The organism is Acinetobacter sp. YH12097 (genome assembly GCF_013419225.1).
GTDB lineage: Bacteria > Pseudomonadota > Gammaproteobacteria > Pseudomonadales > Moraxellaceae > Acinetobacter > Acinetobacter amyesii.
In genome coordinates this window covers 1-16,042 of record NZ_VPAN01000052.1, presented here as the reverse complement: position 1 = coordinate 16,042, position 16,042 = coordinate 1, and the positions used below count along the sequence as shown (strand labels likewise).

11 protein-coding genes and 7 pseudogenes are annotated in these 16,042 nt (G+C 41.2%); 13 read left to right on the top strand and 5 right to left on the bottom strand.

All coding sequences use genetic code 11. The annotated features are described in order from the left end of the window. The first annotated feature begins 4 nt into the window (after nucleotides 1-4). The 4 genes and pseudogenes from tnpB to FTU37_RS15095 all read left to right on the top strand — a co-directional run. Nucleotides 5-163, top strand: coding sequence for an IS66 family insertion sequence element accessory protein TnpB (gene tnpB / locus FTU37_RS16865; protein ID WP_373686332.1), 159 nt, complete (start codon nucleotides 5-7; stop codon nucleotides 161-163). Nucleotides 164-237: 74 nt separating this feature from the next. After that, nucleotides 238-1,659, top strand: a pseudogene (locus FTU37_RS15105) (IS66 family transposase); the annotation flags it as partial. A 575-nt stretch (nucleotides 1,660-2,234) separates the two neighbouring features. Continuing rightward, a pseudogene (gene ltrA, locus FTU37_RS15100) lies at nucleotides 2,235-3,895 on the top strand (group II intron reverse transcriptase/maturase). Between the two features lie 104 nt (nucleotides 3,896-3,999). Next, nucleotides 4,000-4,227, top strand: a pseudogene (locus tag FTU37_RS15095) (transposase domain-containing protein); the annotation flags it as partial. On the opposite strand, the gene FTU37_RS15090 reads toward FTU37_RS15095, so the two are convergent. Together FTU37_RS15090 and FTU37_RS15085 are read right to left on the bottom strand one after the other, a co-directional pair. Next, complete coding sequence (locus FTU37_RS15090; RefSeq protein WP_159153752.1) at nucleotides 4,214-4,402, bottom strand: hypothetical protein; 189 nt, start codon at nucleotides 4,400-4,402, stop codon at nucleotides 4,214-4,216. The pseudogene FTU37_RS15095 and the gene FTU37_RS15090 overlap by 14 nt on opposite strands. A gap of 3 nt (nucleotides 4,403-4,405) precedes the next feature. Further along, entirely contained in the window at nucleotides 4,406-4,660 is a 255-nt protein-coding gene (locus FTU37_RS15085) for a helix-turn-helix domain-containing protein (protein ID WP_370530233.1), read from the bottom strand. A 150-nt stretch (nucleotides 4,661-4,810) separates the two neighbouring features. On the opposite strand from FTU37_RS15085, the pseudogene FTU37_RS16785 reads away from it, so the two are divergent. Beyond that, nucleotides 4,811-5,137: pseudogene (locus FTU37_RS16785) on the top strand (hypothetical protein); the annotation flags it as partial. Between the two features lie 61 nt (nucleotides 5,138-5,198). Here the strand turns inward: FTU37_RS16785 and FTU37_RS15080 are convergent. From FTU37_RS15080 to FTU37_RS15070, 3 genes and pseudogenes are all read right to left on the bottom strand, one after another. Further along, nucleotides 5,199-5,904 (bottom strand): annotated as a pseudogene (locus tag FTU37_RS15080) (IS30 family transposase). Continuing rightward, the gene (locus FTU37_RS15075; RefSeq protein ID WP_373684012.1) at nucleotides 5,883-6,008 is read right to left on the bottom strand and encodes a transposase; all 126 of its coding nucleotides are present in this window, start codon (nucleotides 6,006-6,008) and stop codon (nucleotides 5,883-5,885) included. The pseudogene FTU37_RS15080 and the gene FTU37_RS15075 overlap by 22 nt, the downstream one beginning before the upstream one ends. A gap of 127 nt (nucleotides 6,009-6,135) precedes the next feature. Beyond that, nucleotides 6,136-6,264, bottom strand: a pseudogene (locus FTU37_RS15070) (helix-turn-helix domain-containing protein); the annotation flags it as partial. A gap of 441 nt (nucleotides 6,265-6,705) precedes the next feature. Here FTU37_RS15070 and FTU37_RS15065 point away from each other — a divergent pair. From FTU37_RS15065 to FTU37_RS15030, 8 genes and pseudogenes are all read left to right on the top strand, one after another. Then, nucleotides 6,706-7,929 (top strand): efflux RND transporter periplasmic adaptor subunit, encoded by a 1,224-nt coding sequence (locus FTU37_RS15065; RefSeq protein WP_004974297.1) that lies wholly within the window; start codon nucleotides 6,706-6,708, stop codon nucleotides 7,927-7,929. A gap of 10 nt (nucleotides 7,930-7,939) precedes the next feature. After that, nucleotides 7,940-11,023 (top strand): efflux RND transporter permease subunit, encoded by a 3,084-nt coding sequence (locus tag FTU37_RS15060; protein ID WP_004974298.1) that lies wholly within the window; start codon nucleotides 7,940-7,942, stop codon nucleotides 11,021-11,023. Beyond that, nucleotides 11,016-11,339: a DUF3240 family protein gene (locus FTU37_RS15055; RefSeq protein ID WP_004974301.1), complete on the top strand. Its 324-nt coding sequence runs from the start codon at nucleotides 11,016-11,018 to the stop codon at nucleotides 11,337-11,339. Before FTU37_RS15060 ends, FTU37_RS15055 begins: the two co-directional genes overlap by 8 nt. Then, nucleotides 11,339-12,640: a TolC family protein gene (locus FTU37_RS15050; protein WP_180111708.1), complete on the top strand. Its 1,302-nt coding sequence runs from the start codon at nucleotides 11,339-11,341 to the stop codon at nucleotides 12,638-12,640. The genes FTU37_RS15055 and FTU37_RS15050 overlap by 1 nt, the downstream gene beginning before the upstream one ends. Nucleotides 12,641-12,712: 72 nt before the next feature. Next, the gene (locus FTU37_RS15045) at nucleotides 12,713-13,375 is read left to right on the top strand and encodes a response regulator (protein WP_004974305.1); all 663 of its coding nucleotides are present in this window, start codon (nucleotides 12,713-12,715) and stop codon (nucleotides 13,373-13,375) included. Beyond that, a complete protein-coding gene (locus tag FTU37_RS15040; protein ID WP_004974307.1) occupies nucleotides 13,376-14,740 on the top strand; it encodes an ATP-binding protein in 1,365 nt (454 codons plus the stop codon). 116 nt (nucleotides 14,741-14,856) lie between these two features. Continuing rightward, nucleotides 14,857-15,798: a transposase gene (locus FTU37_RS15035; RefSeq protein ID WP_159153750.1), complete on the top strand. Its 942-nt coding sequence runs from the start codon at nucleotides 14,857-14,859 to the stop codon at nucleotides 15,796-15,798. Nucleotides 15,799-15,916: 118 nt separating this feature from the next. Then, nucleotides 15,917-16,042: pseudogene (locus FTU37_RS15030) on the top strand (helix-turn-helix domain-containing protein); the annotation flags it as partial.

Sequence of the window (16,042 nt, the reverse complement as noted above, 5' to 3'; positions counted from 1 at the left end):
GGGCATCTGGCTGTGTGCCCGGCGGCTGGAACAGGGCAAATTTCACTGGGCTCAAGTTCACCAAGGTGAAACCGTGGCCCTCAGCCCGGAACAGTTACAGGCACTGATCCAAGGTTTGCCCTGGCAGCGCATTGGACGGCAGCAGGTGGTGACGATGCTTTAAAACAGGCTGTTCCATTCTGCTATTCTCCAAACGTTCTATTTCATTCTTCTCATGACCTCAGGCATACTGCGGTCATGAATACGCTGCCTGACTTAAGCCAACTGACCCATGAACAACTGCTGGAATTCACCAGGCAGTTGGCGATGCAGCATCAGTCTCTGGCACAATCAAATCAAGAATTAGAAAAATCAAACCAGCAATTAGATGCCAGAGTTCAACATCTTGAAGTCATCAATCAGCAATTAGATTCTAAAGTTCAACATCTTTCTATTCTCAATCAAAAATACGAGCATGAACTCGCACTATTTAAACAGCACAAATTCGGCAGTAAAAACGAACATCTCACTGCAAAACAAATCCACCTGTGGGATGAAGCGGTCGAAGAAGATATTGCAGCCGTTGATCTGGAACTGGAACGGCTGAATGCAGATAAAACCGATGCAGCGACACACAAAGCCAAAGCAAATAAACCTAAACGTCGACCACTGCCAGATCATCTACACACCATCCGTATTGAGCATGAACCTGCATCAACCCAATGTGCTTGTGGCTGCCAACTCCGTCGTATCGGCGAAGATGTCAGTGAAAAACTGCATTTCAGACCGGCACAGTTCTATAAGGAACAGCATGTACGTGGCAAATGGGTCTGTGATCAGTGCGACACCCTGACTCAGCAAGCGATGCCCGCCTATGTGATTGATAAAGGTATTGCCAGTCCTGAACTGCTCAGCCATGTGCTGGTATCGAAGTATGCCGATCATTTGCCGCTGTACCGTCAGCGCCTGATCTATCAGCGGGCGGGCATTGATCTGTCCAGATCCACGTTATCTGACTGGATTGGTCGCTGCGGTGTGGAACTGGAACCTCTGGCCAATGCCTTAAAACAGGTGGTGCTGCAACAGCGGGTGATCCATGCCGATGAAACGCCGGTCACCATCATGCGGATGGGTGAGAATGAGAAAAAACCGAAGAAAGGTTATGTCTGGGCCTATGCCACTACACAGTACAATCCAGTTCAAGCCGTGATCTATGACTTTCAGGATAGTCGTTCAGGTCAGCATGCTGAAGCGTTCCTGAAAGACTGGCAGGGCCATCTGGTCTGTGATGATTACAGCGGTTATAAAGCACGCTTTAAATCAGGTCAGGTCATTGAGGTGGGCTGCATGGCGCATGCGCGTCGTAAATTCCATGAACTGCATGTGACCAAAAAAAGTCAGGTCGCTGAACAGGCATTAGTGCTGATTCAGAAACTGTATGCCATAGAAGCAGAACTCAGGAAAAAGACCGATGGTACAGCAGAACAGCGCCGCGAATACCGACAACAGCATAGTCAACCGGTGATGCAACAACTGTATGAATGGCTCAACCAACATCAACTGACTGTGCCATCGAGTTCTCCAACCGCCAAGGCGATCAATTACACTCTGAAGCGTTGGCCAGCTTTAAGCCGCTATCTGGATGATGGCAATCTACCGATTTGCAATAACTGGGTGGAAGTGCGACACGAAGTCGCTTAATGAAGTTGTTCCCCCTGCGGGAACCACCCGTGTCACCGGGTGAATCTAGAAGGCTGAATAAAGAGCGCCTTCGACAATGTAACGAGGCACCGCAAGGTGCGGGGTATCAATCGTGAGAGACGTACCCTTCTGGCAGCCATAGCCGGACAAGGGCTAGATAATCGGTATGGTGAACACATGTGAATCTGCGTAACGATCGTTAAGTTGAACGAGCGGAAATGGCTGATACGCTCGAACCAAAACGGTAATGGAGGTGGGAATTGCGTCTTTCGACTACGCATTCGTGACCCATACGCCTCCCGGTCGATAGCAGGCACCTAAGCCGATGTACTTCAGTAAGCGGAACGTGGAAATCCCGTATTACTCCCATTGGGAAAGCAGTTTGCAAAAACTGCCCATGGTGATGCGGGCGAAGGAACGAGGAAAAAGCGAATGCCAGTCTGTAATGGGTTGGATAGAGGTTGAAACATTACCCCACGCGAAAGCGGGCTGACGTCCTTATGGTCTCTCATCACAAGAGAGTGTGTAGAACCCTTTTAATGGAGGGAGAGCAAATGAATGCAGCAGTATCAGCGTGTGCACCTTCCAGCACATCGTGGGACCCATCGATTGGATTGCTGTACAGCGTCATGTCAGAGGGCTGCAAGCGCGTATTGTGAAGGCGGTACAAGACGGCAGGCATAACAAGGCGAAAGCTTTGCAATGGCTGCTGACTCACTCGTTTAGTGGCAAAGCATTGGCCGTCAAACGAGTGTCTGAAAACAAAGGCAAAAACACGGCTGGGGTCGACAAGGTGACTTGGAATACACCCAAGGCCAAGACCGGTGCGATGATGTCGTTGAAGAGGCGAGGTTACACGCCCCTTCCGCTTCGGAGAGTCCTTATTCCGAAGAAAAATGGCAAGATGAGACCTCTCGGGATACCCACGATGAAATGCCGGGCCATGCAGGCGCTCCATCTGCTGGCTTTGGAACCCATCGCGGAGACCATCGCTGATCGGAACTCTTATGGATTCAGACCACAACGCTCAACCGCGGATGCTGCAGCACAGTGCTTTGGTGTGCTGTCAAGAAAAGTAAGTGCGGAGTGGGTGCTAGAGGGTGACATTCAAGGCTGTTTCGACAATATCAGCCATGACTGGATGATCGCCAACCTCCCAATGGACAAGGTGATTCTACGGAAATGGCTCAAAGCCGGTTACGTCTACCAAAGCAAGCTGTTTCCCAGTCTTTCCGGAACACCGCAAGGAGGTATTATCTCCCCGGTGTTGGCCAACATGACCTTGGACGGACTGGAAACGATGCTGGCGAAGAGGTTCCCTAACGCCAAATGGACAGGCAAAAAGCTGCAACTGGTACGGTATGCGGATGATTTCATCATCACGGGGTATTCTAAAGAGTGGCTCGAAAATGAAGTTCGCCCTGCCGTGGTTGAATTTCTGGCGCAGCGCGGTCTCGTGCTCTCTCAGGAAAAGACCAAAATCACGCACATAGGGAACGGGTTCGATTTTCTTGGGTGGAACGTACGCAAGTACAATGGCAAGCTACTGATCAAGCCGTCAAAGGCAAACATCAGTGCTCATCTCGATAAGCTGCGAGCATTAATCAATGCAAACAAAGCGACACGACAGGCCACTTTGATCGGTTTGCTCAACCCTATTCTAAGGGGTTGGGCCAACTATCATAGTTATGTCGTTGCCAAGAAGGTTTTCAACCAGGTAGACAGCGCAGTGTGGGAAATGCTCTGGCGATGGGCGGTACGTCGCCACCCTCGCAAAACACTCCGATGGGTCAAAGATCGGTATTTCAAAGTACAAGGAGCGCGTCGATGGGTGTTCTCATGTGATGAACAGTCCGCCGATGGTCGGAAGCGACAATACACATTAGTGTCTGCCTCGGACACGCCAATTGTGCGACATATCAAGATCAAGGCTGCTGCTAACCCTCATGACCCCGCATGGGATGAGTACTTCGAATCCCGATGGGGTAAAAGAATGCTGGTCTCCGCAAAGGGGCGAGCCAAGCTGTATCGGGTGTGGCTAAAACAAGGTGGTCGCTGCTGCGCCTGTCTTAAACCAGTCACCAAAGATACACCATGGCACAGCCGTCATATTGTGAAGCTAAGTCATGGTGGAACGGATGCAGTTGCTAATCTTGAGATTTACCATCTGTATTGTCCGAGGAGTGTTCAGTTTGCCAATGTCAACGATGTATAACCGGGTGCCGAATGGCGCCTTAGCAGAGGCTTGAGCCGTGTGCTGGGAAACTCGCATGCACGGTTCTTAGGGGGTTGGACGTAGGTAACTGCGTCTGACTACCCGACAATCAAATGCGACCTTGGGCGTTGGGACGTAAGAACTGGCTGTTTGCAGGTTCGCTGCGCAGCGGCCAGCGAGCGGCGAATATCATGACTTTAATCCAGTCAGCAAAGCTGAATGGCTTGGATCCGTATGCTTATTTAAGTGATGTGCTGAAAAGGCTACCGACACACAAAGTGACCCAAATTGAAGAATTGCTGCCGCACTGCTGGAAACCTAAATCGAATTAAAAATTGGTATGGGATTCAGCGGACGCTTACGACTCAAATATCTCTTGCCGTAGATAAAATTATAGATTGAATCTTTGAGCGCATATTGAGCAACAACTTGTGGTGTATCACCTGTATCCAAAAAAATGTAGCAGCTCTTAATTTCTTCTTGCATGGACAGATTTTTAGAAGTCATCACTCATAGCCTCTGATTTATTATTAGCGCGTACCCGAATTTTTTTGGTAGCAAGTGTTTTCCAACTTCGTCATTTTGTGGGTTCGCAATATTAAGCAAACTATTTTCCAAGCCAAATACAACGAGAATGGAAATAAGATTTTTTAGGTTAGAGCTGGGTTTGCCGCTTTCAAGTCGTGAGATTGTCTTTTCATCCACATGCACACGGTTAGCCAATTCGCTAATCGTCATATTCCGGTTCATGCGTGCTGTTTTGATTTAGTATAAAAATAAAGTTAGTAAATAAATCATATAATTCAGATACTTTTTTAGTAAATATAAAATCTATTTGATTCTATTTTGTTAAATTTGAGACTTTTATATTCTATTATTTTAACGCTAAAAATAATTTACCTGTGCAGAAAAAAAATGATGACACCATTGCTCATTGATGCATTAACAATATCTGAAGGTAGGTTTGAAAAACCATGCCCAGCTTTAGTTTTGAAAATGATGTTACTCAATGGGGAAATAAGCAGTGAGTTTTCAGAAAAAATTAAAAATCAAGCATTACTACTGCTCGCGATATCGTAAGTTACTGCTTGCTGTCGATAGGGATTTATGTAAGGTAATAAAAAGTCTAAAGGACAGTGTGAAAAGAAGACACTGGGGAAAATGGATAAAGCACAGGACAATATGGTGGTTGTAGACCAACTTCGGCTAAAGCGTTTAGATCCAGAAGAAATGATTTTATTTGGCGGATTCAAGCGGCAAGTGCAACAGTATAAAAACCAGCCATCACTTCACTCGGTGTATACTAACCTAGGGTTTTTCTAGGACGATGGTTGGGTGCAAATTCTATCTACTCTATTTGTTCCTTTGACACGTCATCAAACGATGATGATTTTGGCAGATATTGACGGATTAAACCATTCGTATTTTCATTTCTAGCTCGCTGAATAGACTTGTAAGGATCAGCAAAATACGTCTCTATGCCAGCATCAGTAATTCTTTTGTGTTCGGAAAATTCTTTGCCATTATCAAATGTCACACTATAAGCATGGCTCATTTGTAAACGATCTAATGCACAAGTAATCGTTTGAGAGGATGCTCTCGTTGGCCCTAAATGAACAATATGTACATACAGGCTCTTTCGATCAACGAGAGTCAATAAAGCACCTTTATGATGTTTACCAATCACCGTGTCACCTTCGAAATCTCCTAAACGTTGTCGTTGATCAAGGTACATCCAGCCAACCGCGTTGTGTTAAAGCACCTGAAATTTGTTCTGGTGACCAGTCCAAACCAATCAAATAATCAATATAAGCGAAGGCAAATGCTGTCATTGATGATGAAGGACGGTACCGTCTTTGACTTGCAAATTTAGCTGCCTGTTGAGCTCTATATCCACGTTGCCCAGTATTTCTTTTTAATTCACGGTAGATGGTTGATCGTGAAAGTCCTAACTCCCGAGCAAGGGTAGCGACTGAACTTTTACTTTTCAAATTTGCCAAGGACAAAATTCTTGAGGAATATCACGCCATGTGGCGCATGTACGCAGTTTCCATAAGATCGCTTCCATGATATTTCTACTATTCTTTGAACGGTAGCAATCATGTAATCGCATAGTATCTTGAATTTGCTGACAGATATCATCGGTAAGAAGAGTACGTGCCATTGAAAATATAGAAATAAAAATAAGTCAAAGGAAGATTTTAAGTATTTAAAACCAATTCTTCAAATGAGGACACGCCCTAATAATATTTATTAAGTCGATAATCGAGCTTTGCTCGACTAATACCCAACAAACGGGCCGCTTCAGACACATTGTGTTTGGCTTTTTGCATCGCGGTGATAATCAGTTGTTGTTCATGTTGTTCTAAAACCCCAACCTTGGCAAGGTCACCGAGATTTATTCCATTAAATGACCTTAATTATAAGTATATGATTTGATTACTGGTATATAGTTTTTGGTGGAGTAAAATTTTGATCAATTTAGATCATTTAATGTGGTTTTGGTCACTTCATTTTAGACATTTTAGTTTATAAAAGTCACCTATGTTTTGATGCTGATTTTCGTGAGAAATAATAACAATATATAGTTTAATATAATGATTATTAATAATTTATAAATCGACTACAACATGTAGTAGCGAAGATGCTCAAAATGCACTTACTACGTAACATCAGTTAAATAAAAGTCTCCCACAAACCCAATACGGTTCACTTGGGCCTATGCAGTCTGAAATAGGTTTATAAACTTAATCTGATCTTAAGAACTTAATGTTAGCTTTGTAGAGAAAATCTCTTGAAGGATGAAACGAGTGGATCAGCGAGTAGATGTACTAAATTTTAAAAAACTATTATATCTAATGAGCGTCTTGATCTTGATTAGCCTTGGGCTATGGTGGGGAAGTAAGCTGCTCTCGAATAAAAATATAGAGGCTAAAGTAGAGAGACAGGTTTCAGAGGCTGAGAGGAGTCCTGAAGTCTCAGAGCAACAAATCTTAATTTCTTCAAAACAAATTGAGCAAGTTGGGATCAAATTACACACATTAGGTGCTTCTTCTACTAACATACAAAAACAAATTATTTTACAAGGGCAAGTACAGTGGTCACCAGAAAGCAAAGTTGTACTGACTAGTCCTGTTTCAGGAATGGTGCAGCAAGTTTTGGTACAACCCTTGGCAGAAGTTACCCGGAATCATCATGTACTTGCTGTACATAGTCCAGATTTAATTCAGATTCAAAATGAAATATTGCAGCTTCGTGCTCAACAACAATTAGCCCAGCAAAATTTAACACGTGAACGTAGCTTATATGCTGAAGGCATTATTGCCGAGAAGCGTGTGCAAGAGGCACAGAATCAAGTACAGCGTCTTAATATTAACTTAGGTGCAAAACAGCGAATGCTGCAATTTATGGGAGGAGGGCAGGTAAATAGTCTAAATTCCATTGTCTATGTTAAAAGCCCAACAAGTGGTTATATAGAAAACTTACAGGTTTCTACAGGTCAGTATGTTGAGGCTGGTACAGTATTAGGTCAACTTGTAAACGCTGATTCACCGTTACAATTGTTATTACAAGCTAATTTAGCTGACAGTAAATATGTGCATATTGGGGATGTTGTTCAGGTTGAAGGTTGTGATATTACAGGGCATATACAAAATATCGCTCCAGCACTTGTAGGGAATACACAAACTCAAAATATCATCGTACAAATGGATACCAAACATAATTGTTTGCGGGTGCAACAATTTGTCAAAGTTCATGTTCAAAGTAAGCAGCCAACAGTAATTGCAGCATGGCCAGTACCAAGTACTGCCATAACCTCACAAGATGGTAAACACATTATTTTTGTTAAAAATCAGAAGGGGTTTGAAGCTGTAACGGTTGAAGTTCTATCAGCTGATCAGCAGCAAAGTTATATTACAGCTGAAAAATTAAAACCCAAAATGCAACTTGCTATCAGTGGTGTAGAGCGTCTCAAGGCGGTGTGGTCTGGCTTTGGTGCAGAGCAAGCACCTATTAGCACTACAGAACGTTGAGGTGAGACATATGTTAAAACGTCTTATCGCCTTTTCACTTAGTCAGCGCATTTTAATATTATTGCTCACATTGGCGATCAGTGTGGCAGGCTACATTGCTTTTACGAAACTACCAATTGATGCTTTTCCTGATGTGTCAAGTACGCAAGTACAAATTGTGATGAAATCGCCCGGCATGACGCCCGAAGAGGTGGAAAGCCGTATTGTTGTACCCATTGAACAAGAAATGTTGGGAATATCTCATCAGACAGTAATGCGTTCGCAATCTAAATACGCGATTGCGATTATCACATTAGACTTTGCTGAAGGCACTGACCCTTATTGGGCTAGACAACAGGTGAATGAACGTTTAAGTAATGTGATGTCTGCATTACCAAGTAGTACGTCAGGTGGAATTGCACCCATGACGACCCCATTAGGTGAATCTTTTATGTTTACCTTACATGGGCCACTCAGTGATATGGAAAAACGAACTCTACTTGATCGGGTGGTTCGTCCACAACTTCGTAAAATTGAAGGGGTCGCCGATGTTAACGCTTTGGGGGGACTTGTTCGTACATTTGAAGTGACCCCTAATTTAGAGGCCCTGGCGGCACGAGGCTTATCTTTAACACAGCTACAACAGGCAATCGAGCTAAATAATGCCAGTGATGGTGCTGGGCGGCTTAATGAAAATGGAGAGTCATTACTGATCCGAAGCGATAGCCGCGTCAGAAACCTTGAAGAGTTAGGCGATATTATTGTTTCTAGCCATCAAGGAACATTGGTGCGGGTTAAAGATGTTGCACAGGTACATACTGGAGCACTCACACGCTATGGTGCAGTGACTGAAAATGGCCAAGGTGAGGCTGTCCAAGGTATTGTATTAACTTTAAAAGGTGCGAATGCACGTCAAGTCGTTCAACATGTTCGTGAGCATTTGTCCGACATTGAAAAAACTCTGCCACAGGGTACAACGATTGAACCATTTTATGATCGTGGTGAGTTGGTAAACCGAGCCATTCATACCGTAAGTAAAACGTTATTAGAAGCTATTGTCTTAGTCTTGATTTTACTTTTATTGTTCTTAGGAAACCTAAGGTCTGCTTTAGTGGTTGCGGCAGTTTTACCATTATCTGCACTAAGTACTTTTTTGATGATGCACCATTTTGGTTTAAGTGCCAATTTAATGTCTTTAGGTGGTTTGACGATTGCGATTGGTTTATTAGTGGATGCTGCAGTTGTAGTGGTTGAAAATATTGAAATGCAACTTGCTGAAGCAAAAGAGTCACCGCAACGTTCTTTTTTACCGCCATTAAATATGATTTACCGCGCAGTGTCTGAGGTTGCAGTACCAGTCACAGCAGGCATGATCATTATTATGTTAGTGTTTATTCCATTGGTCACGCTTGAAGGATTGGAAGGGAAGCTCTTTTCACCTGTGGCTTTAACAATTGTATTTGCTTTATCAAGTTCACTAATTTTTTCTTTGACAGTGATTCCTGTACTGTGTTCATTCTTTCTAAAACCGAAAGCACATCACACACCCTTTTTAGTAGCTAAATTAGAAACTGGTTACCGAAAACTTTTGAATCTGAGTTTAGCCCATCCTAAACAGATTTATGTCTTAGCAGGTGGTACCTTACTTCTGGCTGCATTGATTTTCCCATTCATTGGAAAGTCATTTATGCCAACCATGGATGAGGGAGATACTATTTTACAGTTAGAAAAAATCCCTTCGATTAGCTTACAAAACTCAATTGCATTAGATCTGGATATTCAAAAACGTATTTTGGAACAAGTGCCTGAAGTTGAAAGAATTGTGGCACGTACAGGTTCTGATGAATTGGGATTAGACCCTATGGGGTTAAATGAAACAGATAGTTTCATTGTGCTAAAACCACAAACGCAATGGCAAGTCAAAAATAAAGAGCAAATTTTAGAAAAAATTCGTCTTGTACTTCAAGATGTTCCTGGCGTGAACTTAACATTTAGTCAACCCATAGAGATGCGCACTTCAGAAATGTTGTCTGGAGTACGAGGAGATTTGGCTGTCAAAATTTTTGGAAGTGATTTAGACCAGCTTAATGATTTATCAAAGCAAATTGCAATAGTTCTACAAGGCATTGAAGGCAATGAAGATGTCATGACACTCGAAAATTCGGGAGTACAGTATCAAGAGCTGCGAATCCATCGTGATATGGCTATACGAAATCAATTGGACAGTCAAAATGTTCAAGCCCAACTCAAGATGCTCGTGGAAGGCAAAGAAATAGGTTCCATTATTGAACAGGGGCGCCCTGTTCCATTAATGATGAAAGGGGATCCACGTTTGGGAGAGTCGAGTTTTGAATTTTCCAATATTGCCTTGCCAATTGAGAATGCAGCTGCAGTGCCATTGTTATCTTTAGCAGAAGTGGTTAAGACTGAGGGTGTCGTAAAAATTGATCGTGAAAATGCATCACGAATGTCAGTGGTACGTGCCAACGTACGTGATCGTGATTTAGTTAGTTTTGTAGATGAAGCAAAACAATTGGTTGCAGAGAAAGTCAAGTTACCAACCGGCTACTCACTCAAATGGGGGGGGCAATTTGAAAACCAACAACGTGCGGCTGCTCGCTTAATGCTTGTTGTACCTGCTGCATTAACAATGATCTTCTTTTTACTATTTACGACTTTGGGTTCGGTGCGTCAAGCCGTATTGGTTTTCGTCAATATTCCCTTTGCGTTAGTCGGTGGAGTATTTGCATTAGCATTAACAGGTGAGTATTTATCTGTTCCTGCATCAGTTGGTTTTATTGCCTTGATGGGGATTGCTGTACTGAATGGTTTAGTGATGATTAGTTATTTTAATCAACTGATTTCTCGTGGTGTTGCAATTGAGGAAGTTGTTCGTGAAGGTGCTATGCGCCGTTTACGTCCAGTCATGATGACCGCGAGTATTGCAGCTTTAGGTTTGATCCCATTGTTATTTACTACTGGCCCTGGTGCCGAGATTCAACGTCCATTGGCGATAGTTGTGATTGGAGGGCTTATTTCTTGTACTTTGCTGACTCTGATTTTACTTCCTAACTTGTTTAAAAAATTTGGTTTAGCGCGAGATCATCATGTCTGAAATATGCCAACTCTCTATTAACGTGTCCTCTGATATTGCTGAAGAACTTATGGAGCATTTGTGGTTAATTCCTGAGTTGATTTCAGGGTGTACTTGTGTCAACGCACAAGGGTTTGGTAATCGCCAACATTATCGTAATGTTCAGGAAAAAATTCGCGGAGCAACTGAACGGAATCTTATATTGCTGATTGTACAACACGAATCTGTATCATTGGTTTTGGCGCATATTCAGCAAAAATTTAAATCAAGTGATTGTTTTTATTGGGTCATACCTACATTAATTTCTGGTTATATGAGCCAAGGAGCACTTGACTAATGACATTAAATATCAAATCAACACTTCTAGGCCAAATTTGGTATCTGTTTGGGTTGGGCTATTGTTTTACAGTGGCTTCGACAGCAATTGCAAAACCTCAACTTGAAGCTGCTTTGCCACCACTTGAAGCAGTACAACAGAGTCTAGTAGAACATCCGAATGTGCGTGCTGCAATATCAGAGCAAGATTATGCAGACTTTGCCCGACAAGGATTAAAAGTAGGGCAAAATCCGTGGACTGTTACAGCCGGTATGCAAGTACGTAAGACGGATACACAACTAGAGCGAAAACAAGCCAATAGTTATGAACCTAGTTTGGGGATAGAAAAACAAATACGTTTGCCTAATAAATACCGGCTAGATCAAGATCTAGCACAACGTATTTCAAGTATTGCAGAACTGAAGTATGAGAATGCTCAACATCAAGCATCTAAAATGTTGTTAAATAGTTGGTTTGCTTATATGCGAAGCACATTGCATTTGAAGCGACTGCAAGAACAGCTGGATCAAATTCAGCAATTTATCCAAGTGACTGAACAACGTATTCGAGCAGGAGATGCACCACGACTTGAGCTAATGCTCTTGAAGAATGAGTACCAACAACTTGAGGAACAATATATGCAAGCTAAAGCTGCATATATTCAAGCTCAGCAATTGTTGGCCCGCGATTATAGAGGAAAGATCCCTGAACAGTGGAGCAGCGATGTTATACAGCCTAGCCCTATACAGTATAGTCAAGCAGAGTGGGTACAGAAAATTTTGTCAGTTAATCATGAGTTAGCACTCGTAAGGATGCAAGCTACACAGCAATACGCAGTATTAAAAAGAGAGCAGCTTAATAGACTGCCAGATCCTACGATTGGTTTTGGTTACAGTAGGGAGCAATCGGGAGAGGAGAATTTATTAGGGGTTAGTGTTTCAATTCCTTTGACTGCGCGACAAGTCGGTATTGCTTCAGGAATGGCAGCGGCAGAAGCAAAAAAAGCGGATTTGGAGGTATTGCGTGTAGAAAAACGTCTGCGTCAAGAAATACAGGGGTGGGTGATTCAAATGGAGTCAGCGACTGTACGGAATACGAAGGCGCAAGAAAACTTACAACTGTTGCAACAACAACATCACTTGATGCAAAAAGCGTATAAATTAGGTGAGTTGAATCTCAATGAGCTTTTGTTGCATTCGCAGCAATTGATTGAAGCACGTAGCCGAGTCGATCAAGCTAAAGTAGATTATGCAGAAAGTATGAGTTCCTTATTACTTGATTCTCATCAATTGTGGCCTTTACATGAGATGGATAGAATTTAACAGTAATATTTACGAGCATAGTAGGGATTATAAATTTGCGCTGTAGTTTGGTAAGCAAGAGAAAAAGGTGTTATGAGAGTTCTATTGGTAGAAGATGATAGCTTGTTGGCAAAAGCAACTGCACGTGGTCTAGATCAAATGGGCTTTGTAGTTGACATTGCGAGCACAGCAGAGCAAGCGTACCATTTTTTAGTGAGTTATCATTATCACTTTATTCTACTAGACTTAGGTTTGCCTGATCGAAATGGGATTGAAATTTTAAAATCACTACGTCGCAAAAAGAATCAAGTTGGAATTATTATTCTGACTGCTCAAGATCAGGTTGATGATCGTATTACAGGTCTAGAGGCAGGAGCTGATGATTTTGTTGTTAAACCTTATGATTTACATGAGGTCGTAGCAAGGATTCATGCTGTATTACGCCGAATTTCAGGAGAGGTAGGGGACCTAATTCAGGTTGGAAATATTAGTATTAACAAAGCGAGTAAACAAGTACTGTTAAATCAAGTCGAAATTGAGTTGACACATAAAGAGTTTCATTTATTGGAGTTATTTACTCTCAATCGTGGTCGTGTAATTTCGCGTGAAAATATAGAAAATTCATTTTATGCTTATGACGTTGATGTGAGTAGTAATGTTGTACAAGTCTATATTCATAACTTGCGTCGGAAATTAGGTAAAAATATTATCCGTACAGTACAAGGTTTTGGATATATCATGGATGAACAGCATTAAATGGCTGATCCAATTCGCAGCTATTCATTAACCCAGCGCTTATCTATAATTTTACTGGCAATTACCACTAGCGTTTGGTTGGGTAGTTTAGGAAGTATTTATTGGGGAATGCAAAACACTGCCAATAATATTTTTGATAAGTCATTAGCAGAAACTGCTCATGCTTTATTGTCTACGACTCTAAGTACCCTAGATGGAAAAGTACCGCAGCATACAGTGATTGAAAAAGCTAAGGGTGAGCATTATGACCAAATTGTATTTCAAATTTGGCATCGTGATGGACAATTAATTTATCGTTCTATTGGTGTGGAAACACAGCCATTTGTTCAGCAAGATAATTTTGGTTGGATTAAACTGAATAATAATACTTATCGTAGTTATTCTGTTTGGGATAGTACGCATACAATACAGGTACAAATTGCGCAGGTTTGGACAATTCGAAAAGATATTCAGCAAGATATGTTGCTGTTTTTGATTTTGGTTTCAATCATATTTTTGCCATTATTATTATGGTTGATTATTTGCACGATCCGTCGTCATTTATTGGCTGTATATAGCATTAGTCAAAACTTAGAAAAACAATCCATTGAACATTTAAATCCAATTAAGCCAGTTGTACCGAAAGAAATAGAACCTTTAGTGAGCTCTTTAAATACCTTACTTAGTGAGATTGCTGAAAGTATGCAACGTGAAAAACGTTTTACCTCAAATGCCGCTCATGAACTCCGTACACCATTAGCTGCTATACGCTTACATGCCCAAGTACTTCAAAATGCACGTTCCAATGAGGAGTCTAAGGAAGCTGCACAGGACATTATTACAGGAGTAGACAAAGCATCAAGAATGATTACTCAGTTGCTTACATTAGCGAGGCTTGAACCGAATGCCACACAAAACAAAAGCAATATTGATTTGGTAGATATTGTTAAAGGTACAGTTGAAATGATGGGTATTCAGTTCAGAAAAGCAGGTGTAGACTTACAATTGCATCTCACCTCAGTGTGCGTTTGGGGGCAGTCAGATCAGTTGGAAATTATGTTGAGAAATATACTCGAAAATGCCATTCTTTATCGTAGTTCAATACATAAACCTATTATTAAAGTCAGTTGTGGAAGTATTGGAAATGGTAGTTTTATACAGGTTGAAGATAACGGCATAGGTCTAGATGAAGCACAAATCCCATTTATATTTCAGCGTTTTTATAGAATAAATCAAGCCAGTTCTGTAGTAGGAAGTGGTCTGGGATTATCTATTGTGAAGCAGATTATTGACTCTCATTTAGGCAAGATTACTTTACAACGTGCAAATGCAGTTGGAGGATTGATTGTCAGAATTGAATTTTTCAAAAAATTGAATATTTATTAAAACGATAGTCAAAAAAATAGATTTTATCATATTGATTTATAAATTTAATTTAAATGCTGGCGTATATCGTTGTCCACTCATAATGTTCTCTCCTATGCAAAAAGAATAGACGAAATTTGTCTAGGAGACTTGCCGAGACTTATAACATCTCGCATGATAGTGTAAATCGCTTTCTAGAACGTGAAGACTACACACCTCACGACCTATATCAAGAAGCAATTCAACATATTGATAATAATAAACTTATAGTCAGTATTGATGATACTGTTTTAGATAAACCCTATAGTCAACATATGGACTTGGTTAGCTATTTTTGGTCAGGCAAACACCACCGATCCGTCAAGGGTATTAATCTCATTACCTTGTATGCGACAGATCAGAATGGTCAAAATATTCCAATTAATTTCCGAATTTATGACAAATCTGAAAGTAAAACCAAGAATGATTACTTTATGGATATGTTAAGTGAAGCACTCAGTTGGGGTGCAAAGATTCAATTTATTACAGGTGATAGTTGGTATTCATCGACTGGAAATCTAAAAACCATAAGAAAATATGGTATTCGATTTATGTTTGGTATCGACTGTAACCGTAAGGTTTCCCCAGAAAAAGGACAATGGTTTCAACTGCGTTTATTGCCAAATTTCCATCAGGGTCAAGTGGTCTGGCTCAAAGATTTTGGCTTTGTACAATTATTTAAGACTCAGTTAAAAGAACAGCAGAGGTTTTATATTGTGCATCAAGATGAAGATGATTTATTGTCCTTTGAGGGTTTTCATGAATTACATTCAAGTCATTGGAAAATAGAGCAATATCACCGGGTGATTAAACAGGTTTGTCATATTGAAAAGTTTCAAGTAAGACGATCTAAACTGATTTTGAATCATATTTTTTCAGCCTTGATGGCCTACGTCGAGATACAAAAGAACCAGTTTGAGCGGATCTTTGAAAATGTATATCGTTGGCAGAAGAAATTATTTAGACCAGTTATCAAAAACTTCATTGATGACTTTATTCTCGATAAAAATCATCTGCTACCACAGAGAATCTATAAATAATAGTGCGTAAGTCCTATATATTATCTTTCTCACAATTTCATAAATATCAATTATCTAATAAGTTGACAAAAACAACTAATCATGCGAAAAAGTTTTTTTAGTTAACAGATGTTCACACATGCCTCGAATTGTTTCTGTACCACTTAGTTTAGAACAGCGAGAACGACTCATTTTTCTGGCCAAGCATGCAAAACATTGGCGTGAAAGACAACGTGCCCAAACTATTCTCTGGCTTTCTGAAGGT